Genomic DNA, 21,350 nt, shown 5'->3' on the forward strand with positions numbered 1-21,350 from the left:
ATTTCTGCAACGGTCACGCAGCGCTATGCTGCCCGGGCGGCTGCGCCGGGATCCACGACCAGGCGCAGCACCAAGTCCCGCTCCGGACGCCCCCGCGTCCGACACTGGAGGTTGCGTTGACCGACGACGTCCTGGCCGTACACGGCGGTGCGCCGCTGCACGGGCAGATCCGGGTCCGAGGCGCCAAGAACCTGGTCTCCAAGGCCATGGTCGCCGCCCTGCTGGGCGAGTCCCCGAGCCGGCTCTACGACGTCCCGCGCATCCGCGACGTCGAGGTCGTCCGCGGCCTGCTCGGCCTGCACGGCGTCAAGGTGACCGACGGTGCCGAGGACGGCGAGCTGGTCATGGACCCCACGAACGTGGAGAGCGCCAGCAGCGACGAGATCAACGTGCACGCCGGCTCCTCCCGGATCCCGATCCTGTTCTGCGGCCCCCTGCTGCACCGGCTCGGGCACGCGTTCATCCCCGACCTCGGCGGCTGCCACATCGGCCCGCGCCCGATCGACTTCCACATCCAGGCGCTGCGCCAGTTCGGCGCCGTCGTCGACAAGACGCCCGAGGGCATGCACCTGACCGCGCCCAACGGGCTGCACGGCACCAAGCTGGAGCTGCCGTACCCCAGCGTCGGCGCGACCGAGCAGGTGCTGCTCACCGCGGTCCGCGCCGAGGGCGTGACCGAGCTGCGCAACGCCGCCATCGAGCCGGAGATCGTCGACCTCATCTGCGTGCTGCAGAAGATGGGCGCGATCATCACCGTGCACACCGACCGGGTCATCGAGATCCTGGGCGTGCCGAGGCTGGGCGGCTACCACCACAAGCCGATCCCGGACCGGATCGAGGCGGCCAGCTGGGCCGCCGCCGCCCTCGCCACCCGCGGCGAGATCGAGGTGCTCGGCGCCCAGCAGGCCGACATGATGACGTTCCTGAACGTCTTCCGCTCCATCGGCGGCCAGTTCGAGGTCACCGACCCCCGGGTGACGCGGCCCGGCGTGCAGGGCGTCGAGGGCGGCATCAAGTTCTGGCACCCGGGCGGCGAGCTGCAGGCCGTGGCGCTGGAGACCGACGTGCACCCCGGGTTCATGACCGACTGGCAGCAGCCGCTGGTGGTCGCGCTGACCCAGGCCCGCGGCCTGTCGATCATGCACGAGACCGTCTACGAGCAGCGGCTGGGCTACACCGAGGCGCTCAACTCGATGGGCGCGACGATCCAGGTCTACCGCGACTGCCTCGGCGGCACCCCCTGCCGTTTCGGCCGGCGCAACTTCATCCACTCCGCCGTGGTCGCCGGCCCCAGCAAGCTGCACGCGGCCGACCTGGTCATCCCGGACCTGCGCGCGGGCTTCAGCCACCTGATCGCGGCCCTCGCCGCCGAGGGCACCTCCCGGGTGTACGGCGTCGACCTGATCAACCGCGGCTACGAGGACTTCGAGGGCAAGCTCGCCGCCCTGGGCGCGCAGACCGAACGCCTCTGAGCGTCATCACGCGCATACGCCGCGTCGCTGATCCGTGGATCGGCGGCGCGGTTTCGGCTTTCCGGCGGCGCTTGGCTACTCTGCTGGGGTGCCCTCGCTGTTTCGCCGAAAGTCCACCGATCTCGTCGCCGACGCCGTCGAGGAGGTGACGCCCGAGCCCGCCGCACCGCGGCCCAAGGGCTACACACCTTCCAAGAAGGAGCTCGGGCTGCAGACGCCCAAGCGGCAGAGTGTCCAGCGGCGGCACGACGCGGTGCAGGCCCCGGCGAACCGCCGCGAGGCCTACAAGCAGATGCGGGAGCGTCAGCGCGCCGAGCGCGCGGAGGCGTCGGCCGGCATGCGGGCCGGCGACGAGCGCTACCTGCTCGCCCGCGACCGGGGGCCGGAGCGCGCCCTCGTCCGCGCCATCGTCGACTCCCGCCGTACGGCCGGCACCTGGTTCTTCGTCGGCGCGATCATCGTGTTCATCGGCTCGACCGGCACCATGCCGATGGCCGTGCGGCTCGGCTCCAACCTGCTCTGGGCCGTCCTGGCGATCACCGTGATCATCGACAGCTTCCTGATCTCGCGCCGGATCAAGAAGCTGGTGACCGAGCGCTTCCCGAACACGACCCAGCGGATGGGCTCGCTCTACCTCTACGGCATCATGCGCGGCCTCACGTTCCGCCGCATGCGAGTCCCGAAGCCGCAGGTCGAGCTCGGCGACAAGGTCTGAGCCGCCGGCCTCGCTCGGCTCACCCCCTTCCATCCGCGGACGGCCGTCCGCGGACCCGGCCGGCGGGCCGGCTAGGGCACGCCGGCCAGCCGCAGCAGGGCCGCGGTGAGCGCGGCGGCCAGGACCACCACGACGAAGGGCGCGCGGCGCCAGGCCAGCAGGGCGCCGACGGCCACCCCGGCCGGGCGGGCCACGCCCGCGAACGTGGCCCCCTCCATCAGGGCCGCGGTGCCGGCCAGGGCCGCCAGCAGGGTCGCGGCGGCCATCGGGAGCAGCCGCTGGAGCCGGTCGGAGAGCTCCAGCCGGTCGCGCAGCAGGACCCCGCTCAACCGCATGACGTACGTGCCCAGCGCCAGCACGGCGATCGACGCGATCAGCACGGCACCTCCTCCTTGCGCACCTTCCCGGGAGCTCGCCGGCGGGGGCCGAGGACGGCGAGGAGGCCCAGGAGCGCGCACAACACCGGCAGTCCCGCCGGGAGAACCGGGGTGAGCAGCACCGCCACCGCAGCCCCGGCGAGGGCGGCGGTGCGGGTCGCCCGGTCGCGCAGCGACGGCAGGATCAGGGCGATGAGCCCGGCCGGGAAGGCCGCGTCGAGGCCCAGCGCGGCCGGGTCGCCGGTGGCGCCGCCGAGCAGGACGCCCAGCGCGGTGCCGGCGTTCCACGAGGTGAACAACGTGACGCCGATCAGCCGGTAGGTGCGCCGCCGCCGGGCCGGATCCTGCTCGCGCAGCGTGAAGGCCACCACCTCGTCGGTCATCAGATGGCTGCCGACGAGCCGGTCGCGCCACCGGGCGCCGACCGTGCCGGCGACCGCCAGACCGAACGGCAGGTGGCGGGCGTTGAGCAGCAGGCCGGCGAGGACGGCCGCCACCGGGTTGCCCGCCGCGATGAGACCGACGGCGAGGAACTGCGAACCCCCGGCGAACACCGCGGCCGACATGGCGAAGGGCACCCAGGACGGCAGCCCGTACGCGATCGCGATGGCCCCGAACGACGCGCCCACCGCGACCATCGCGGCGGCGATCGCGGCCGCGTCCCGCAGCAGAGCGCGGTCCGGTGTTCGGGAAGTCGTACGCATGGTTCAAAATAATGAACGAAGTGCCCGCCGTTCGTCAAACCGAACGAAACGACCGATGGAGCGAACCATGTCCCAGCCGGCTCCGCCGCTCGCCACCATCGCCGCCGCCCTGCGCCGCGAGCGGGAACGCGCCGGCATCTCCCTCGCCGAGCTCGCGCGCCGGGCCGGGCTCGCCAAGTCGACGCTGTCGCAGCTGGAGAACGGCAGCGGCAACCCGAGCATCGAGACGCTGTGGTCGCTGGGCGTCGCGCTGGGCGTGCCCTTCAGCCGGCTCGTCGAACCTCCGGCGCCCACCGTCCGCGTCGTGCGCGCGAACGACCAGGTCCGGCTCCGCGCCGACCAGGCCGACTTCGCCGCCAGCCTGCTCGCGGCCGGCTCCACCCACGCCCGGCGCGACCTCTACGTCCTGGAGCTGGAGCCCGGCCAGCCCCGGCAGGCCGAGGCACACATCCCGGGCAGCGTCGAACACGTGGTGGTGGCGGCCGGACGGCTCAGCGCCGGCCCGGTGGGCGAACTCGTCGACCTCGGGCCCGGCGACTACGTGGCCTTCCCCGGCGACGTCCCGCACCACTACGAGGCCCTGGCGCCGGGCACGTGGGCGGTGCTGCTGATGGAACACCGCTGACCGGCACCGCCCCGGCGGCCGACGGCGCTACGACCGGTAGAGCCGCGCGACGACGTCCTCGATGTCCGGCTCGACGAGCGACAGGTCGCGCACCGACGCCAGGGCGGTCAGCTCACCCACCACCGCCCCCGCCGACGAGGACAGCAGGTCGAACGACGCCCGGTGGCCGTCCGCCTCGAGCGACACCAGCTCCGCGCCGGGCACGGTGAAGCCCGGCCGCAGCGGCACGTCCAGGTCCGCGACCAGGCGGCGGCGCGAGCCGTACCGGGAATGCAAGGCCTCGATCGTCCCGTCGTGCACCACCCGGCCGTGGTCGATCACCACCAGCCGCCGGCACAACCGCTCGATGTCGGCGAGGTCGTGCGTCGTCAGCACCAGCGTCACCGCGCCGGTGGCGCCGAGCTCGGCGAGGAACGAGCGGACCGCCTGCTTGCTGACCACGTCCAGCCCGATCGTCGGCTCGTCCAGGAACAGCACCGACGGCCCGTGCAGCAGGGCGGCGGTCAGCTCGCCGCGCATCCGCTGGCCCAGCGACAACTGCCGCACCGGCGTGTCCAGGAACCCGTCCAGCTCCAGCAGCGCCCGGCAGCGGCGCAGCCGGGCGGCGTGCGCGTCCGCGGGCACCCGGTAGACGTGGCGCAGCAGCGCGAACGAGTCGCGCAGCGGCAGGTCCCACCAGAGCTGGGAACGCTGCCCGAAGACCACGCCGATGCGGAGCGCGAGGCGCGTGCGCTGCGGCACCGGGGTCAGCCCGCAGACCGACACCGCGCCCGCCGACGGGGCCAGCACCCCGGTCAGCATCTTCAGCGTCGTCGACTTGCCGGCGCCGTTCGGGCCGATGTAGCCGACCATCTCACCCTCGGCGATGGTCAGGTCGATGCCGTCCACGGCGGTCACCGTCCGCTTCTCACGGCGCAGCACACCCTTGCGGACGCGTACGGTGAAATCCTTGCGCAGACCCTGCATCTCGATCATGAGCCCGTACTCCGGTAATGCCTGATCCCGGCGCGCCACACGACGGCGGCGGCGCCCGCGGCGACCAGGGCGGCCAACGGTGAGACGAAGCCCGCCCAGGCGGGCAGGCCGAGCGGGTCGGCGCGGCCCAGCAGGGCCAGCGCCGGCTGGTAGGCGACGAACCCGAAGCCCATCGCGTACGCGAACAGCACCCGGAACCAGCCGTCGTAGACGGGCACCGGATAGGCCGCGAAGTCCCGGCCCCCGTAGGTGAAGGCGTTGCCGACCTCGCCCGACTCGACCCACCAGAAGGCGAGGCTGGCGCTGACCACGAAGACCGACCCGAAGAACAGCGCACCGGCGACCGGCGCGGCGACGACCAGCGCCAGCCGGGGCGCGGTCCAGTCGAGGTCGTTGAGGCGCAGCGCCACCCCGAGCACCGCGGCGGCGACCACGATGCGCAAGGCCTTGCGCATCGGCAGGTCCATGAGCACGAGCTGCGGCAACGCGCCGAGCGGACGCACCAGCACGGCGTCCAGCGTGCCGGTGCGCACGTAGGTCTTGAGCCGGTCGATGTTGCCCACCACGAAGTCGGCGACGGCGAACCCGCACGACGAGAGACTGACGACGAGCAGCCCCTCGGCCACCGTGAAGCCGGCGATCGTCCCGGCCGTCCGGAAGAACACCAGCACGGCGATGACGTCGAGCAGCCCGCCGACGACGTTGGTGCCCAGCTCCACCACGAAGGACGCCCGGTAGGAGGCCAGGGACCGCCACTGCCCGGCGAACAGCGCCGCGTACGCCCGCAGCTCAGCCACGCCGCACCCCCGCGCCCGCCCGCCCCGGCCCGCCGCCCGGCTCAGCCACCCTGGACCACCAGTCGCCTTTCGGCGCGCCGCTGGACGAGGGTGGCCAGCGCCAGCAGTGCCGCCGCCCACGCCGCCTGCAGGGCGACCAGGCCCAGCTGGACCGGCGCCGGGTCGCGCTCGACCAGCACGTCCAGCGGCGTCTGCAGCAGGCCGGGGAACGGCGTGCCGACCCACAACGTCACCGCCAGCCAGTCCGGCAGGAACCGCAGCGGGAAGTAGAGCCCGGCCAGGATGCCCGCCGACAGGGTCCAGAGGATGATCGGGCCGCGCGCGTCGTGCAGCCAGTACGCGGTCGCGTTGACCAGGAACCGCAGGCCCAGGCTCGCGACCACGGCCAGCCCGACGGAGAGCGCGAACAGCGGGACGGTGAACCATCGGCCGGGGGCGTACAGGTCGAAGAAGAGCGCGCCGACGGCGAGCGGCGGCAGGAAGCGGAAGATCATCGCATGGCCGGCCCGCCCCAGGTCGGGAGCCAGATACCCGGCCACCACGGGTACGGGACGCAGCAGGTCGGCGGCCACGTCGCCGGAGCGCACCCGGTCGGCGAGCTCGGTCCATCCCCACAGCGACACCACCGTGAGCAGACCCTGACCCACCCAGACGAACGTGACGAGCTGCGTGGTGCCGTATCCGCCCGGCCGTCCCCCGGCGGCTCCGGCGGCGACGGCGAGCAGCACGTAACACCGGAGGAACCCGAAGACGATATTCGTGAACGATCCGGCTATGGTCGCCTGCCGGTAGGTCGCGTACCTCCGGAAACCCGACCACGAAAGCGCACCGAACGTAGTGACAGAATCCCGTAACGGACCGCGGGGAGAGATCGCAGGCACCCTGGCGTCGAGCCGTTCCACGCCGCTAATCTCCTCTCACCATCCCGTGGTCCGCACACCCCGCCGTTCGCACAACCAGCCGTTCTCAGAGCCAGCAGTTCTCACAACCAGCAGTGGAGCCGGGCGACTGTATCCGGTGCGCCGCCCCGCCACCGAGCCAATTTCTCGACAAGGTGGAACGTCGTCGTGACGCAGCGTAGGCAGACATCCGAGACCCGCACGGGTTCGGAATGAACGGCTGGAGCTCACACGTCGGCGCCGGCGGCTGGGACGACGAACCGGCCTGGGTGTACGAGATCACCTGGGAGTGGCAGCCCCTGCCGGGCCAGCGCTACCCGGGCGACCCGGGCCGCCGCCGGGCCGTCCACCACCCGGTCTACGACGCGGCCGCGGCCGCCGAGGCCGCCGCGTCCTGGGACGCCGACTTCCGGGCCATCGCCCAGGCCTCGGGGCCGCCGGTGTCCGAACCGGGCCGGCCCGCGCCCGATCACCCGGTCTCACCGCCGCGCCCGCCGGGCGGATGGTCCGGCCGGCCCGGCACCCCGGGCCCCCCGATCTCCCCGGCCGGAAGCCACCCGGTCTCTCCCGCCGCGAGCCACCCGGTCTCCCCGGCCGGCGGACGCCCGACCTCGGCACCCCCGGGACGCCCGGTCTCCCCGGCCGCGGGACGCGCCACGGTCGGCCGCCCACCCCAGCCCCCGCCGTCCTGGACCGCCCCACCCGACCAGCCGGCGGCGACACAGCAGCCGTCCTGGACCGCGCCACCCGAGCAGCCGGCGGCACCCCAGCAGCCGTCCTGGAACCGCCCCATGCCGCTGCCGGAACGCCTGCTCGACCCCGACCGCCGACCCGACCCACGCCGGGGCGGCCCCTACGGCCCTGTCCCGAACGGCCCTGTCCCGAACGGCCCGCACGGCCCTGTCCAGAACGGCCCTGTCCAGAACGGCCCTGTCCAGAACGGCCCGCACGGCCCAGGCCAGAACGGTCCGCACGGCCCCGGCCAGAACGGTCCGCACGCCGCCGGTCAGCCGCCTCGGCCATATCCCGGCACGCGACCGCCGGCTCCGGACGCCACGCCCCGCGCGCCCCGGCAGGATGCGCCACGTCCGGGCGCACCATACGGTCCCTACGGCCCCGAACCGTCTCGTGCTTCGGACGCACCCTTCGGTCCCGGCCGCCCGCAGGGCCCGGCGGCCCCGCACGGCCCGGGCACGGGCCGTGGCCCTGGCGACGTTTACGGCCCGAACACATCCCATCGCGCAGGGGCAAGCTCCGGCATGGGAGCGCTCCACGGCGCCGGAGCGACCCAGGGCTCGGATCCGTCCCACCGCTCGGATGCGCCCCACCGCTCGGATGCGCCCCACCGCTCCGATGCGCCCCACCGCTCCGATGCGCCCCACCGCTCCGATGCGCCCCACCGCTCCGATGCGCCCCACCGCTCCGATGCGCCCCACCGCTCCGATGCGCCCCACCGCTCCGATGCGCCCTACGGCTCGGATGCGCCCTACGGCTCGGATGCGCCCTACGGCGAGCCGCGGTTCGCCGGACCTCGTCCGGAGCCGCGCTCCGCGAAGCCCTACGGCGATCCACGCCCGGCCGCGCCCTACGCGGCGCCCCACGGCGTGCCCCAGCCCGGCGCCGTCTACCCGCCACGGCCGGAAACCCGCGCCTACCCCCAGCCGGCCCCGGACCGCTCGGAACTGCCGGCCCCGCACCGCCCGGACCTGCCGGCCCCGCACCGCCCGAACCTGCCGGCCCCGCACCGCCCAGATCTGCCGGCCCCGCACCGCCCAGATCTGCCGGCCGCAAACCGCTCGGATGTGGTCGACGCCCGCCGCCCGGATGTGGACATGCGCCAGTCTGCACCGCGGCGCGGGATGCACAATGCCGAGCCGCCGACCGACCCGCGCTTCCCGGCGCCGCTGCAAGCACGACAGGACGTGGAGACTCCTCGCCAGGCCTGGTATCCGCCGGAGACCACCCAGCAACTGTCCGCTCCGCCGTCCGAGCACACCGCGGCAGCTCCGAACCCGTGGGCACCGCCGCCGGTCCCCGCCGTGCCCGCCCCACCGGTCTTCGTCGCGCCGGAACCCGCCGCTTCCCGGGCCGCCGAGCCGGCTCCTACCGCGCCCGAACCCGCCGCGCCCGAAACTGCCGAGCCGGTCACTGCCGCGCCCGAACCCGCCGCTCCCGAAACTGCCGAGCCGGTCACTGCCGCCCCCGAACCCGCCGCTCCCGAAACTGCCGAGCCGGTCACTGCCGCCCCCGAACCCGCCGCTCCCGAAACTGCCGAGCCGGTCACTGCCGCGCCCGAACCCGCCGCTCCCGAAACTGCCGAGCCGGTCACTGCCGCGCCCGAACCCGGCGTTGCGGAAGCTGTCGAGCCGGTTCCTGCCGCGGAACCCGCCGCACCGGAGGCCGCCGAGCCGGTTCCTGCCGCGGAACCCGCCGCACCGGAGGCTGCCGAGCCGGTCGCTGTTACGCCCGAACGCGCGACGTCGGAGGCAGCGGAGACCGGTGCGGAGGAGGACGGCCGCGGTCTCGGGTGGCTGCTTTCCCTGAGCGGGCTCGGCGCCGTCAGTCCCGTGCCCGTGTCGCCCGCTCCCGAGGTGGCTGCCGACGCGTCCCAGGACACTCCGATCAGCGGCGCTCCGGTCAGCGCGGCGCCGGTCAGCAGCGCACCGACCAGCGGCGCGCCGGGCAAGTCCGACTGGTTCTCGTCCTCGCCCGAGACTGCGGACGAGGGCGAGAAGGTCGTAGAGGCTCCTCACGAGCCGGTCCAGGCTGCGGACGAGCCGGCCCAGCTTGCCGACGAGGCGACCGAGACTTCGGACGCGCCGGCCGACGTCACGAGTGAGCCGGCCGATGAGCCGGCCGATGAGCCGGCCGACGTTGCGGATGAGCCGGCCGATGCTGCCGCCGAGCCCGCGGCGGCATCCGACGACCAGGCGTCGGCCGCCGATACCGCGGACGATCTCGCGGCGGCAGACACCGAGGCACCGGTCCAGGAACCGGCCGAGACGCCGACCGAGCCTCACGCCGAGGAAACGGGTGAGGAGCGGGCCGAGGCGCCGGCGCAGGAGCTGGCCGAGGCGCAGGCCGAGGTGCCGGAACCGGTCGCCGAGGTGGCCGAGCCAGTCGCCGAGGTGGCGGAACCGGTCACGGAGGTGGCCGAGCCGGGTACCGAGGTGGCGGAACCGGTCACGGAGGTGGCCGAGCCGGGTACCGAGGTGGCGGAACCGGTCACGGAGGTGGCCGAGCCAGTCGCCGAGGTGGCCGAGCCGGGTGCCGAGGTGGCCGGGCCGGGTGCCGGGGATGGTGGGGCCGGGCGGGTCGAGAGAGCGGTCCGGGCGCCCAGCATGCAGCTGCCCACCGTTTCCGTCGTTCCTCCGCCGGAGCCCGAGGCCGAGCCCCTGCCTACCCTCGTCGACCCGGAGCAGGTGCTTGCCGCGTACCCGTGGGAGGTCGATCCGGTCACCCTGCGGGAGACCGCCGCCGAGCCGGACCGGATGCGGGCCGTGCGGGATCGGCTGACCGACAAGCTGGAGTATGCCGAGCGGGATGCCGTGCGGGCGCGGCTGCTCAGCCTGCGGGCCGTGGTGAGCCGGGTGCTCGGCGAGTACGGCCGGGCGCTGGCCGACGCGCGGGAGGCGTTGCGGCATGCCGAGGCCACCGGCGAGCTGCCGCGGATCGCGATCGTGCAGGCCCGGCTCGCCCATGTGCAGCACTGGCGCGGGGACTTCGCCGAGGCGGACCGGCTCTACGAGGAGGCGAACTCCGTCGAGCTGCCCGGGCTGCTGCGGGCCGAGATGCACGTCAACGCCGGGAAGTGCTGTTACGAGCAGGGGCGCTATCTCGAGGCGTGCAACCATTTCGAGCTGGCGCTGGAGCTGCGGCGGGTCGAGGATCCGGAGCTCGTGGCCCGGACGGAGGCCGCGCTGGACGCGGTGATGGCCCGGGTGCAGGAGACCGGGTGGGGGCCCTACCCGCGCTCGCGCGAGGAGATCCTGCAGCAGAGCCGTCCGCCGCAGCCGGCTTCGGACCATGAGACCGGGTTGCGCGGGTACGCCGACAGCAACGGCGATCTCGTCGTCCCCGCGGACTACGCGCAGGTCCAGCCGTTCAGCGAGGGTGCCGCGTGGGTGCGCCGCCCGGATGCCGAGGCGTGGGAGCTGATCGACGAGACGGGGACGCTGCTGATCGACGGCGCGTCCGCGTACGTGCGGGTCATGCCCTTCTCCGACGGGCTGGCGTGGGTGTCGCGGGAGCCGGAGGGCGGCTGGTTCGCCGTCGACTGGCACAACCGGGTGATCGTGCCGGGCGGGTTCGACGACGTGCGGCCGTTCCGGCGGGGCGTGGCGCCGGTGCGCCGGGACGGCTGGGGCGCGCTCGACCGGCACGGGCGGATCGTGGTGCCGCCGGCGTACCGGAGTTTCGCCACCGCGCTGACGCCCGCGGGCCGGCAGGTCGACGGGTTCACCGAGGAGGGTCTCGCGGTCGTCGGGGCGGAGGACCGGTTCGGGGTCGTGGACCGTACGGGCCGGCTGCTCGTGCCGCCGGTGCACGCGCGGGTGCTGATCCACCCGTCCGCGTACGTGATCGGTGACCCGCAGGGCCGGTGGGGTGCCCTCGACCGGCAGGGTGAGCCGCTCGTCGACGTGGTGCACCCGGAGCCCGCGGACGTCGTCCGGGAGATCGACCGGCTGCACCCGGACGCCAGGCCGGTCCTGTAGGCGACATGCGCAGCGAGCGCCCGGCCGGTCCGGCGCGCGACGGGTAACGTCGGCGGACATGGAGTTCCGTCATCTCGGCCGTTCCGGGCTGCTGGTCAGCGAGATCGCGTACGGGAACTGGATCACCCACGGTTCCCAGGTGGAGGAGGACGCCGCCGCGGCGTGCGTCCGGGCCGCGCTCGACGTGGGGATCACCACGTTCGACACCGCGGACGCGTACGCCGGCACCCGCGCCGAGGAGGTCCTGGGCCGGGCGCTGAAGGGCGAACGCCGCGACGGCCTGGAGATCTTCACCAAGGTCTTCTGGCCGACCGGGCCGGGCCCCAACGACCGCAGCCTGTCCCGCAAGCACCTGATGGCGTCGATCGACGGTTCGCTGCGCCGGCTGCAGGTGGACCACGTCGACCTGTACCAGGCGCACCGCTACGACAACTCGACGCCGCTCGAGGAGACGATGGAGGCCTTCGCCGACATCGTGCACTCCGGCAAGGCGCTCTACATCGGCGTCTCGGAGTGGACCGCGGCGCAGATCCGGGCGGGCGCGGAGCTGGCGCGGGAGCTCAAGTTCCGGCTCGTCGCCAACCAGCCGCAGTATTCGATGCTGTGGCGGGTGATCGAGGCCGAGGTCGTGCCGGCGTGCGAGGAACTGGGCCTGGGCCAGGTGGTCTGGTCGCCCATCGCGCAGGGGGTGCTCACCGGCAAGTACGAGCCGGGCAAGCCGCCGCCGGCCGGTTCGCGGGCCACGGACGACAAGTCGGGCGCCGACTTCATCAAGCGCCTGATGACCGACGAGGTGCTCGGCACGGTGCAGCGGCTGCGCCCGCTCGCGGAGCAGGCCGGGCTGTCGATGGCGCAGCTGGCGGTCGCCTGGGTGCTGCAGAACCCGAACGTCTCCTCGGCGATCATCGGCGCGTCGCGTCCGGAGCAGGTCCGCGACAACGCGCAGGCCTCCGGGGTACGCCTCGGCGCGGACCTGATGGCGGCGATCGACGAGGTCGTCGGCGGCGTCGCCGAGCGGGACCCGGCGCTGACGGTCAGCCCGGCCCGCCGCCCCTGAAGGGCGCGGCGGCGCGGAAGGCGGCTCCCCCGCGAGCCCGGGTCAGGAGCCGAACTCGGACCAGAAGCGCATGAACTCGAGGCCGTACCGGCCGATCTCCGGCACGCCGATCGCGGCGCCCGCCCAGTCGACCGCCGCGAAGAACCACCGGTTGATCTGCGGCTGCCAGAGCAGGGCGAACAGCAGGATGAAGCCGTACGGGGCGAACAGGTCGTAGGTCCGCCGGTAGGCCGGGCTCAGCCAGGGCTGCAGGATGTTGCCGCCGTCCAGGCCGGGCACCGGCAGCAGGTTGAGCAGGCTCGCGGTCACCTGGAGGAAGGCGAGCGCGCCCAGGGCGAGCCAGAAGGCGCCGTGCTCGCCGACCACCACGATCTCGCCGGACACGTCCCGGGCCAACCCCAGGTCGTCGCCCGCCCCGAAGGCGAACGGCGCGGCGAGCACCAGGGCGAACAGCACGTTGGTCGCCGGCCCGGCGGCGCTGATCAGTGTCTCCTTGAACTTGTTGCGCACGTGCGCGTGGTCCACCCACACCGCGCCGCCGGGCAGGCCGATGCCGCCGAGCAGGACGGCGACGATCGGCAGCACGATCGACAGCAGGGGATGGGTGTACTTCAGCGGGTCGAGCCGAAGGTAGCCGCGGTCGGCGACGCCCCGGTCGCCGGAGAAGTAGGCGACCAGGGCGTGCGCGTACTCGTGCAGGCAGAGCGACAGGACCCAGCCGGAGAGGACCAGCAGGAAGACGTCGACGCGGACGTTGCCGTACCCGGTCCAGGTCATCCAGCCGCTGACCCCGGCGAGCGCGAGGATGCCGACGAAGACGGGGCTCGGCACGAACGCGCTGCGCGGCGCCCCGCGGCTGACCTGGAAGCTGCTCACTCGGCCGGCAGCAGACTCATCGTGTAGTCCACCCGGTCGTCCTCGACCAGGGTGACCTGGGCGACCCCGCCGGCGCCCAGCTCACGCCACGCCTGGCCGATCCAGGACTCCGCGTCGGCCTGGCTGCTGAACGTCTCGGCCGGGCCGTCGACCGGCTGCCCGTCGACGCCCTCGTACCGCCAACTCCACGCCATCGGCGTCGCCCTCCTCGATGTCGGACACTGCTTGCGTCCCACCCTACGGTGTGCGCGCCGCTCCGCTGTGTCAGGTGGTGCCGGCGCGGAGGCCGGGTCGGCCCGCATGATCGCCGGGCGCGGATCTAAGGTACGGGGCATGTCTGCTGACGGGTGGAGTTCGGTCCTGGTGCTCGGCGGGATCCGGTCGGGGAAGTCCGCATTCGCCGAGTCCCTGGTGGCCGGCGCGCCCTCGGTGCGGTACGTCGCGACCGCGGCCGGCGGCGAGGACGATCCGGAGTGGCGCGGGCGCATCGAGGCGCACCAGCGGCGGCGCCCCCAGTCCTGGACCACCGAGGAGACCGGCGCCGACCCAACCCGCCTCGCCGAGCTGCTCACCGCGGCGAAGCCCGGCGAGACGCTGCTGGTCGACGACCTCGGCGGCTGGGTGACCGCGCTGCTCGACCCGGCCCGGCAGCCGAACGACGACGTCGCGACGGTGGTGGCGCTGGCCGAGGCGGTGCGCGCCTGCCCGGCCCGGGTGGTCGTGGTCAGCCCCGAGGTCGGCCTGTCGCTGGTCCCGGCGACGGCGGTGGGCCGCGCGTTCGCCGACGCCCTGGGTACGGCGAACCAGGCCCTCGCCGACGCGTGCGACCGCGTGGCGTTCGTGGTGGCGGGCCGCCCCACCTGGCTGAAGTCGGCCGCCGGCGAGCCCGGCATCGTCACCGACGTCCAGGCCGAGGACGCCACGGCGGACCAGGAGGCGACGGCGGCCGCCGCCCGGGCGTCGGTCACCGCGCCGAACGCGCCGACCGCATCGCCCACCGCGCCGACCGCATCGGCCACCGCGCCGACCGCATCGGCCACCGCGCCGACCGCATCGGCCACCGCGCCGACCGCATCGGCCACCGCGCCGACCGCATCGGCCACCGCGCCGGCGGCGGAGGTCCGGGCGACGGCGGTGACGGCGGCGACGGCGGCGCTCCCGCTGACCCAGGAGGCGCCGCGGGAGCCGCGGGCGGCGGACGAGGCCGACCTGGCCGGGGTGGTGATCGAGCCGGGCATGGATCTGCCGCTGCCCGACGGCGACGCCGGCCCCGACGCCCGCGACCGCCTGGACCGCCTGGACATCCCCGGCGCCGGGATCGGCGTCCTGCTCGAGGCCGTCGAGTTCGCCGCCGCGACCCAGGGCACCGCGACCCCGCGTCCGTGGGGCCCGGTCCGCGTGCTGCTGCTCGACGGCCGGCACGGCGGCGGGGCGGCGGCCGGGACCGACCCGGGCGACGCCGACCGGCGGGCCGCGCAGGCCGAGGCGGGCGAGGGGGCGCTGGCCCGGCTCGCCGCCACCGCGGACGCCGACATCGCCGTGGTACGGGTGCCGCCCTCCGGGGCGATGGAGGACGGCCCCGTGCTCGACGAGGCCGCCGTGGACGCGGCGCTGCGCGACGGCTGGGACCTCGCCGGTGCGGCCGCCACGGCCGGGCGCGAGGCGCTGGTCATCGGCGCGTGCGGCACGGGCGCGGAGGCCGCCGCCACCGCGGTCGTGGCCGCGATCACCGGCGTCGAGCCGGTCGCGTTGCTCCCCCGCGTGCTGGCGCCCGGTGCCCGCTACGACGACGAGGCCTGGATGCGGCGCTGCGCCGCCGTCCGCGACGCGATGCACCGGATCCACCAGCAGTCGCGCGGCGCGAAGGACATGCTGGCGCAGCTCGGCGGCGCGGACATCGCCGTGGCCACCGGCGCGCTGCTCGGCGCGGCCGCCCGGCGCATGCCGGTGCTGGTCGACGGCCCGGTCGGCATCGCGGCCGGCCTGGTGGCGCGGGACCTGGCCGCGCAGAGCCGGCATTGGTGCCTGCTCGTCGACGCGGGGACCGACCAGCTCGTCCGGCAGGGCGCGGACGTGCTCGGCCTGACCCCGGTCCTCCAGCTCGGCCTGGACCTGGGCGAGGGCGCCAACGCCCTGGCCGCCCTGCCGCTGCTGCGCGCGGCGATCGCCCTCGCGGGCGCCCTGCCGGTGCACCCGGCGCTGCTGAGCGCGCCCGGCGACGCCGGCCTGGGCGCCGACGTCGAGGACGGCCCGCACGAGGGCGAGTACGAGCCCGGTGCGTGACGGGCTCCGCCTGGCCCTGACCACCCTGACCGTCCTGCCGGTCAAGCCGGGACGCATCGACCGCCGGTCCGCGGCCGTGGCGATGGGCCTCGCCCCGCTGGTCGGCGCGCTGCTCGGGCTCGCGCTGGCCGGGGTGCACGCCGTGCTGCCGGCCGGCCTGCTCGGCGCCGCCCTCACGGTGGCGGCCGGCGTCCTGCTGACCCGCGGACTGCACCTGGACGGGCTGGCGGACACGGTCGACGCCCTCGGCTCCTACCGCTCCGGCGACGCCGCCCTGGAAATCATGAAAAAGCCGGACATCGGCCCGTTCGGCGTCGCGGCCATCGCGCTCACCCTGGTGATCCAGACCGCCGCCGTCGCCGAAGCCGGAGCCGCGGCTCCGACCGAGGCCGGCGCCGGAGCGGGCGCCTGGGCAGGCGCCGGAGCGGTCGCCTGGGCAGGCGCCGGGTTGGGCGCCGGAGCGGGTGCCTGGTCGGGCGCCTGGGCGATCGTCGTCGCCTGGGCCACCGGCCGCCTGGGCGTGACCCTGGCCTGCCGCCGCGGCGTCCCGGCGGCCCGCCCCGGCGGCCTCGGCGCCCTGGTGGCCTCGACCGTCCCCGTCCCGGTGGCGGCGGCACTCACCCTCGCCGTCGCCGCCGCGGCGATCCCCGCGGTGCCGGGCCGGCCGTGGGCGGGCCCGGCGGTCGTGGCCGGGGTGGTGCTCGCCCTGCTGCTGCTCCTGCGGCACGCCGTCCGGCGCTTCGGCGGCATCACCGGCGACGTGCTGGGCGCCGCCACCGAACTGGCGACGACTCTGACCCTGGTCGCCCTCGTCCTGACCTGACCGGCCGGCCGTCGTTCCCGGCCGGCGGCGGCGTGACCGGGCCGGGACGGCAGCTCGCGCGGCGGGTGCCACGCGAGCCTGCTGGGCCCGTACGGAAAAAAAGCCGGAACTACCGCACCGACGTCTGGACGAACGGCGGCTTCACGACCTTCGCCTCCGTCCGCCGTCCCCGGATGTCCACCTCGACCACATCCCCCTCGGCCAGCCCGGCCGACGTGTCCAGCAGCGCCAGCGCGATGCCGACCTTCTTGGTGGGCGAGAACGTGCCGCTGGTGGTCTCGCCGACGAGCGTGCCGCCGGCGTACACCTGCATGTGGCCGCGCGGGATGCCGCGGCCCGTCAGCTCCAGGCCGCGCAGCGACCGCCGGGGACCCGCCGCCTTCTCGGCCAGCAGCGCGTCGCGGCCCCAGAACGCCGGCTTCGACCATCCGACCGCCCAGCCGGAGCGGGCCTGCACCGGGGTGATCTCCAGCGACAGCTCCTGGCCGTGCAGCGGGTAGCCCATCTCCGTGCGCAGCGTGTCGCGCGCGCCGAGGCCGCACGGGCGCACCCCGGCGGCGACCAGCGCGTCCCACACCCGGGTCGCGTCGTCCCAGGGCACGACCAGCTCGTAGCCGTGCTCACCGGTGTAGCCGGTGCGGCAGACGATCAGCTCGGCGCGATCGAGGACGGCCGTGGAGAACGACATGTACTCGTGCTCGACCGGCAGGCCCAGCGACTTGACCGTCTCCGCCGACCGCGGTCCCTGCACGGCGAGGACCGCGTAGTCGCGGTGCTGCCCGGTGACGGTGATGCCGGCCGGCGCGGCCGCGGCCAGGCGGCGGACCACCTCGGCGGTGTTGGCGGCGTTCGGGATGAGGAAGACCTCGTCCGGGCCGATCAGGTAGGCGATCAGGTCGTCGACCACCCCGCCGGAGGCGTCGTCGCAGCAGAGCGTGTACTGCGCCTTGCCCGGCGCGATGCGCCCGAGGTCGTTGGTGAGGCACGAGTTGACGAAGTCCGCGGCGCCCGGGCCGGACACCCGCGCCTTGCCGAGATGCGACACGTCGAAGACGCCGACACCCTCCCGGACGGCGGCGTGCTCGCGCAGGACTCCTCCCCCCGCGTACTCGAGGGGCATCTCCCAGCCGCCGAAGGCGGCGAACTTGGCGCCCAGAGCGAGGTGACGCTCGTGCAGCGGCGAACGGAGCAGGGGCGTGGTGTCGGTGGACATGAGTGGCAACTTACCCGTGACCTTGCATGTGGTTAGCATCGGCGGGACAGACCACCGCCGTCCGGTGCGACCCGCGCCGGACGCAGCCATGCCGCCGGAGCCGCCCACGACGGAGCTCCGGCCCCAGCCGCCGCGGAGAGCCCGAGTGACCCATCCCGCCCCCTCAGTGCGCCTGGTCGACAGCGACCCCGCCGAACTCGCCGTCGACGCGCTCGTCATCGGCCTGCACAGCCAGCCCGAGGAAGGTGGGGCGCTGCTGCCGGCCGCCGGTGCGGAGAGCATCGCCGCCGCGTTCGACGGCAAGCTGATCGCCACCCTGTCCCTGCTCGGTGCGACCGGCGCTCCCGGCGAGGTCACCAAGCTGGCCACCCTCGGCACGGTCACCGCCCCGCTGGTCGTCGCGGTCGGCCTCGGCGACGAGCCGACCGGCTCCGCGCCCGCCGCCGAGACCCTGCGTCGCGGCACCGGCGCCGCCGTGCGCGCGCTCGCGGGCAGCCGGACGGTCGCGCTGGCCCTGCCGGTGCCCGACGACGCGGACGGCGCCGGGGCGCTGCGCGGCATCCTGGAGGGTGCGCTGCTGGGGTCGTACCGGTTCGCCGGTTACAAGACCAAGCCGCAGCCGAGCCGCCGTGAGCCGGTGGAGGCCCTGCAGGTGGTCGTGCCGGACGCGGCCGACGCCGTCGCGGGCGGCGAGGTGACCCGCGCGACCGCCGTCGCCGAGGCGGTCCGGCTGACCCGCGACTGGGTCAACACCGCCCCCAACAACCTGCGTCCCCCGGCCTTCGCCGACGCGGTCGCCGCGGCCGCCGAGGGCACCGGCCTCGAGGTCGAGGTGCTGGACTTCGACCAGCTCAAGGCCGGCGGCTACGGCGGCATCGTGGCGGTGGGCCAGGGCTCCGAGGCGCCGCCGCGGCTGGTGAAGCTCAGCTACACCCCCGAGGGCGTGCCGAACCCGAAGCGGGTGGCGCTGGTCGGCAAGGGCATCACGTTCGACACCGGCGGCATCAGCATCAAGCCGACCGCCGGCATGTGGGAGATGAAGTCGGACATGGCCGGCGCCGCCGCGGTCGGCGCGACGATGCTCGCGGTGGCCGCGCTGAAGCCGAAGGTCGCCGTCACCGGCTACCTGGCCATGGCGGAGAACATGCCGTCCGGCACGGCGTACCGCCCGGGCGACGTCATCACCATGTTCAACGGCAAGCGCGTCGAGGTGCTCAACACCGACGCCGAGGGCCGCATGGTGCTCGGCGACGCCATCGCGCGCGCCTGCGCCGACGGCACCGACTACGTCTTCGAGACCTCCACGCTCACCGGCGGCCAGGTGGTCGCCCTCGGCAAGCGCATCGCGGGCGTCATGGGCACCCCGGAGACCTGCGAGCGCGTCAAGGCGGCCGGCGAGGCCACCGGCGAGCCGGCCTGGCCGATGCCGCTGCCCGACGACGTGCGCAAGGGCATGGAGTCGGACATCGCCGACATCTCCCAGGTCAACGCGAGCATGGACCGCGCCGGGCACATGCTGCAGGGCGGGGTGTTCCTGCGCGAGTTCGTCGCCGAGGGCGTCGAGTGGGCCCACATCGACATCGCCGGGCCGTCGTACCACACCGGCGAGGCGACGGGTTACTGGACGAAGGGCGGCACGGGCGTCCCGGTCCGCACGCTTCTCACCCTGATCGACGACGTCGCGATGAACGGCTGATCTTCTTCCGGCACTGGGAAAAGCGCTGTCCGGTTCCGTGCCGGGTGGCGCTTTTTCTATAACTACGGCCACAGAAAGCGCTCGTGGCACACGCCGCGCAGGTGCCGTCCCGGCCTGATCACGCCACCGCCGGCCGCGGCCGGCGCTCCCCCGCGTTCTTCCGCCGCCGCCGGCCGAGGCCGGCGCTTCGCCCGCTGGGCCTGCGGTTTGCAGGCTTATGACGCGGGGCGGCGCTTCTGGCGGGCGTTGTAGTCGCGCATGCGCTGCGGATAACCCATCAGGCGGATGTCGTAGATGGGCATGGCCTGCTGATGGGCGAAGCGGCGGGCGGCCTCGGGCGACTCGATGCGGCGACGGGTCCACTCGCCGTCGTGGGCGACGAGCAGGATCGTGGTCTCGGTCACGGTGGTCTGGGGCTCGATGTAGGCCTCCACGCCGCGGCGGGAGCGGATGAACTCGGCGAGGTGCTCCAGATCTGCTCGGTCCGCAGGCCGGCCGCTCCGGCGGACCGGTTCCCTGCGCCGCCGGAACCAGGCCACGGACGACTCCTTCGGGTCAACTGCGGCAAGGGTACGACGAACGCACGTGTCGTTGGGCACCTGACTGCATCGATTGGTTCGTCAAGTGACAAGATGGCCTGGAAAGCTGTGACCGTTTCCACCATGCGACCCATGTGGCAACGACGCGATCTGGGAGTAGACGTGAGCCAGCCCGGCGGAACCTTCGACATCGTGATCCTCGGCGCGGGAAGCGGCGGCTATGCCGCGGCCCTGCGCGCGGCCGAGCTCAACCTCTCGGTGGCGCTGATCGACAAGGCGGAGCTGGGCGGCACCTGCCTGCACCGCGGATGCATCCCGACCAAGGCGCTGCTGCACGCCGCGGAGCTGGCCGACCAGACCCGCGAGAGCGAGCAGTTCGGCGTCAAGGCCGACCTGATCGGCATCGACATGGCCGGCGTCAACGCCTACAAGGACGGCGTCGTCTCCCGGTTGTACAAGGGCCTGCAGGGCCTGCTCAAGCAGGACAAGATCACCGTCGTGCAGGGCGCCGGCAAGCTGGTCGCCAAGGACACCGTCGAGGTGAACGGCCAGCGCTACACCGGCCGCAACATCATCCTGGCCACCGGCTCGTACTCGCGCAGCCTGCCCGGCCTCGAGGTCGACGGTACCCGGGTGCTGACCAGCGAGCACGCCCTGAAGCTGGACCGGGTGCCGAGCTCGGCGATCGTGCTCGGCGGCGGCGTCATCGGCGTCGAGTTCGCCAGCGTGTGGAAGTCCTTCGGCGCGGACGTGACGATCCTGGAGGCGCTGCCCCGGCTCGTCGCCGCCGAGGACGAGGAGGTCTCGAAGGCGGTCGAGCGGGCGTTCCGCAAGCGGAAGATCAACTTCAAGGTCGGCAAGCCGTTCGAGAAGGTCGAGCACACCGAGAACGGCGTGCGCGCCACCATCGCCGGCGGCGAGACCGTCGAGGCCGAGATCCTGCTCGTCGCCGTCGGCCGCGGCCCGACGACCCAGGGTCTGGGCTACGAGGAGCAGGGCATCACGCTGGACCGCGGCTTCGTGATCACCAACGAGCGGCTGCACACCGGCGTCGGCAACATCTACGCGGTCGGCGACATCGTGCCCGGCCTGCAGCTCGCGCACCGCGGCTTCCAGCAGGGCATCTTCGTCGCCGAGGAGATCGCGGGCATGCGCCCGGCGGTCATCGACGAGGCCGGCATCCCGCGGGTCACCTACTCCGACCCCGAGGTCGCCTCGGTCGGCCTCACCGAGGCCAAGGCCAAGGAGCAGTACGGCGCCGACAAGGTCACGACCTACAACTACAACCTGGGCGGCAACGGCAAGAGCCAGATCCTCAAGACCCAGGGCTTCATCAAGCTCGTCCGCGTCGCGGACGGCCCGGTCGTCGGCGTGCACATGGTCGGCGCCCGGATGGGCGAGCTGGTCGGCGAGGCGCAGCTGATCTACAACTGGGAGGCCTTCCCGGCGGAGGTGGCGCAGCTCGTGCACGCCCACCCGACGCAGAACGAGGCGCTCGGCGAGGCCTTCCTGGCGCTCGCGGGCAAGCCCCTGCACGCGCACGCCTGACCATCGATCCGTACCCAAAGCGGTTAAGGAGTTCTG

At 74.2% G+C, this 21,350-nt stretch carries 19 protein-coding genes; 9 read left to right on the forward strand and 10 right to left on the reverse strand.

Annotation, left to right across the window (positions count from 1 at the left end; genetic code table 11):
• Positions 1 to 116 precede the first annotated feature (116 nt).
• Positions 117 to 1,472 (forward strand): UDP-N-acetylglucosamine 1-carboxyvinyltransferase, encoded by a 1,356-nt coding sequence (gene murA / locus IEY99_RS11160; protein WP_189202021.1) that lies wholly within the window; start codon positions 117 to 119, stop codon positions 1,470 to 1,472.
• 88 nt (positions 1,473 to 1,560) lie between these two features.
• Positions 1,561 to 2,187 carry a DUF3043 domain-containing protein gene (locus tag IEY99_RS11165; protein WP_189202023.1) on the forward strand — a complete coding sequence of 209 codons (627 nt, stop codon included), beginning with the start codon at positions 1,561 to 1,563 and terminating at the stop codon, positions 2,185 to 2,187.
• 71 nt (positions 2,188 to 2,258) lie between these two features.
• On the opposite strand, the gene IEY99_RS11170 is transcribed toward IEY99_RS11165, so the two are convergent.
• A complete protein-coding gene (locus IEY99_RS11170; protein ID WP_189202025.1) occupies positions 2,259 to 2,567 on the reverse strand; it encodes an AzlD domain-containing protein in 309 nt (102 codons plus the stop codon).
• On the reverse strand, positions 2,561 to 3,268 hold the full coding sequence (locus IEY99_RS11175; protein WP_189202027.1) for an AzlC family ABC transporter permease: 708 nt from the start codon (positions 3,266 to 3,268) through the stop codon (positions 2,561 to 2,563). Before IEY99_RS11175 ends, IEY99_RS11170 begins: the two co-directional genes overlap by 7 nt.
• A 67-nt stretch (positions 3,269 to 3,335) precedes the next feature.
• On the opposite strand from IEY99_RS11175, the gene IEY99_RS11180 reads away from it, so the two are divergent.
• Positions 3,336 to 3,893 carry a helix-turn-helix domain-containing protein gene (locus IEY99_RS11180; RefSeq protein ID WP_189202028.1) on the forward strand — a complete coding sequence of 186 codons (558 nt, stop codon included), beginning with the start codon at positions 3,336 to 3,338 and terminating at the stop codon, positions 3,891 to 3,893.
• A 27-nt stretch (positions 3,894 to 3,920) separates the two neighbouring features.
• On the opposite strand, the gene IEY99_RS11185 is transcribed toward IEY99_RS11180, so the two are convergent.
• The 4 genes from IEY99_RS11185 to IEY99_RS11200 form a co-directional block, all read right to left on the reverse strand.
• Complete coding sequence (locus IEY99_RS11185; RefSeq protein WP_189202030.1) at positions 3,921 to 4,868, reverse strand: ABC transporter ATP-binding protein; 948 nt, start codon at positions 4,866 to 4,868, stop codon at positions 3,921 to 3,923.
• Positions 4,865 to 5,665 (reverse strand): ABC transporter permease, encoded by an 801-nt coding sequence (locus IEY99_RS11190; RefSeq protein ID WP_189202032.1) that lies wholly within the window; start codon positions 5,663 to 5,665, stop codon positions 4,865 to 4,867. The genes IEY99_RS11185 and IEY99_RS11190 overlap by 4 nt, the downstream gene beginning before the upstream one ends.
• Before the next feature lie 41 nt (positions 5,666 to 5,706).
• The gene (locus tag IEY99_RS11195) at positions 5,707 to 6,393 is read right to left on the reverse strand and encodes an ABC transporter permease (RefSeq protein WP_229798461.1); all 687 of its coding nucleotides are present in this window, start codon (positions 6,391 to 6,393) and stop codon (positions 5,707 to 5,709) included.
• Between the two features lie 640 nt (positions 6,394 to 7,033).
• Positions 7,034 to 7,357, reverse strand: coding sequence for a hypothetical protein (locus IEY99_RS11200; protein ID WP_189202035.1), 324 nt, complete (start codon positions 7,355 to 7,357; stop codon positions 7,034 to 7,036).
• Between the two features lie 1,039 nt (positions 7,358 to 8,396).
• Here IEY99_RS11200 and IEY99_RS34875 point away from each other — a divergent pair.
• Both IEY99_RS34875 and IEY99_RS11210 read left to right on the forward strand, forming a co-directional pair.
• The gene (locus IEY99_RS34875) at positions 8,397 to 11,279 is read left to right on the forward strand and encodes a WG repeat-containing protein (protein WP_189202037.1); all 2,883 of its coding nucleotides are present in this window, start codon (positions 8,397 to 8,399) and stop codon (positions 11,277 to 11,279) included.
• Between the two features lie 58 nt (positions 11,280 to 11,337).
• Positions 11,338 to 12,336 (forward strand): aldo/keto reductase family protein, encoded by a 999-nt coding sequence (locus IEY99_RS11210; RefSeq protein ID WP_189202039.1) that lies wholly within the window; start codon positions 11,338 to 11,340, stop codon positions 12,334 to 12,336.
• A 42-nt stretch (positions 12,337 to 12,378) separates the two neighbouring features.
• On the opposite strand, the gene IEY99_RS11215 is transcribed toward IEY99_RS11210, so the two are convergent.
• Entirely contained in the window at positions 12,379 to 13,212 is an 834-nt protein-coding gene (locus tag IEY99_RS11215) for a site-2 protease family protein (RefSeq protein ID WP_189202041.1), read from the reverse strand.
• Positions 13,209 to 13,406, reverse strand: a complete 198-nt coding sequence (locus IEY99_RS11220; RefSeq protein WP_071810107.1) for a hypothetical protein — start codon at positions 13,404 to 13,406, stop codon at positions 13,209 to 13,211. Before IEY99_RS11220 ends, IEY99_RS11215 begins: the two co-directional genes overlap by 4 nt.
• 139 nt (positions 13,407 to 13,545) lie before the next feature.
• Between IEY99_RS11220 and IEY99_RS11225 the strand changes: the two genes are divergently transcribed.
• Together IEY99_RS11225 and IEY99_RS11230 are read left to right on the forward strand one after the other, a co-directional pair.
• Positions 13,546 to 15,495: a bifunctional adenosylcobinamide kinase/adenosylcobinamide-phosphate guanylyltransferase gene (locus IEY99_RS11225; protein ID WP_189202043.1), complete on the forward strand. Its 1,950-nt coding sequence runs from the start codon at positions 13,546 to 13,548 to the stop codon at positions 15,493 to 15,495.
• Positions 15,488 to 16,318, forward strand: a complete 831-nt coding sequence (locus IEY99_RS11230; protein ID WP_189202045.1) for an adenosylcobinamide-GDP ribazoletransferase — start codon at positions 15,488 to 15,490, stop codon at positions 16,316 to 16,318. Before IEY99_RS11225 ends, IEY99_RS11230 begins: the two co-directional genes overlap by 8 nt.
• 109 nt (positions 16,319 to 16,427) lie before the next feature.
• On the opposite strand, the gene gcvT is transcribed toward IEY99_RS11230, so the two are convergent.
• Positions 16,428 to 17,531 carry a glycine cleavage system aminomethyltransferase GcvT gene (gene gcvT, locus IEY99_RS11235; RefSeq protein ID WP_229798463.1) on the reverse strand — a complete coding sequence of 368 codons (1,104 nt, stop codon included), beginning with the start codon at positions 17,529 to 17,531 and terminating at the stop codon, positions 16,428 to 16,430.
• A gap of 145 nt (positions 17,532 to 17,676) precedes the next feature.
• Between gcvT and IEY99_RS11240 the strand changes: the two genes are divergently transcribed.
• Positions 17,677 to 19,227: a leucyl aminopeptidase gene (locus IEY99_RS11240; RefSeq protein WP_189202048.1), complete on the forward strand. Its 1,551-nt coding sequence runs from the start codon at positions 17,677 to 17,679 to the stop codon at positions 19,225 to 19,227.
• 215 nt (positions 19,228 to 19,442) lie between these two features.
• Here the strand turns inward: IEY99_RS11240 and IEY99_RS11245 are convergent, their stop codons facing one another.
• Positions 19,443 to 19,826 (reverse strand): hypothetical protein, encoded by a 384-nt coding sequence (locus IEY99_RS11245; RefSeq protein WP_373293322.1) that lies wholly within the window; start codon positions 19,824 to 19,826, stop codon positions 19,443 to 19,445.
• Positions 19,827 to 19,889: 63 nt separating this feature from the next.
• Here IEY99_RS11245 and lpdA point away from each other — a divergent pair, with 63 nt between their 5' ends.
• Entirely contained in the window at positions 19,890 to 21,314 is a 1,425-nt protein-coding gene (lpdA, locus tag IEY99_RS11250; protein WP_189202052.1) for a dihydrolipoyl dehydrogenase, read from the forward strand.
• The last annotated feature ends 36 nt before the right edge of the window (positions 21,315 to 21,350 follow it).

The organism is Couchioplanes azureus, from assembly GCF_014648355.1.
GTDB lineage: Bacteria > Actinomycetota > Actinomycetes > Mycobacteriales > Micromonosporaceae > Actinoplanes > Actinoplanes azureus.

Bases quoted from the DNA above. Each gene is read 5' to 3' on its own strand.
- IEY99_RS11175 (WP_189202027.1), bottom strand. From the start codon at position 3,268: ATGCGTACGACTTCCCGAACACCGGACCGCGCTCTGCTGCGGGACGCG.
- IEY99_RS11180 (WP_189202028.1), top strand. From the start codon at position 3,336: ATGTCCCAGCCGGCTCCGCCGCTCGCCACCATCGCCGCCGCCCTGCGC.
- IEY99_RS11185 (WP_189202030.1), bottom strand. From the start codon at position 4,868: ATGATCGAGATGCAGGGTCTGCGCAAGGATTTCACCGTACGCGTCCGC.
- IEY99_RS11200 (WP_189202035.1), bottom strand. From the start codon at position 7,357: ATGGGGCGGTTCCAGGACGGCTGCTGGGGTGCCGCCGGCTGCTCGGGT.
- IEY99_RS34875 (WP_189202037.1), top strand. From the start codon at position 8,397: ATGCGCCAGTCTGCACCGCGGCGCGGGATGCACAATGCCGAGCCGCCG.
- IEY99_RS11210 (WP_189202039.1), top strand. From the start codon at position 11,338: ATGGAGTTCCGTCATCTCGGCCGTTCCGGGCTGCTGGTCAGCGAGATC.
- IEY99_RS11220 (WP_071810107.1), bottom strand. From the start codon at position 13,406: ATGGCGTGGAGTTGGCGGTACGAGGGCGTCGACGGGCAGCCGGTCGAC.
- IEY99_RS11225 (WP_189202043.1), top strand. From the start codon at position 13,546: ATGTCTGCTGACGGGTGGAGTTCGGTCCTGGTGCTCGGCGGGATCCGG.
- gcvT (WP_229798463.1), bottom strand. From the start codon at position 17,531: ATGTCCACCGACACCACGCCCCTGCTCCGTTCGCCGCTGCACGAGCGT.
- lpdA (WP_189202052.1), top strand. From the start codon at position 19,890: ATGCGACCCATGTGGCAACGACGCGATCTGGGAGTAGACGTGAGCCAG.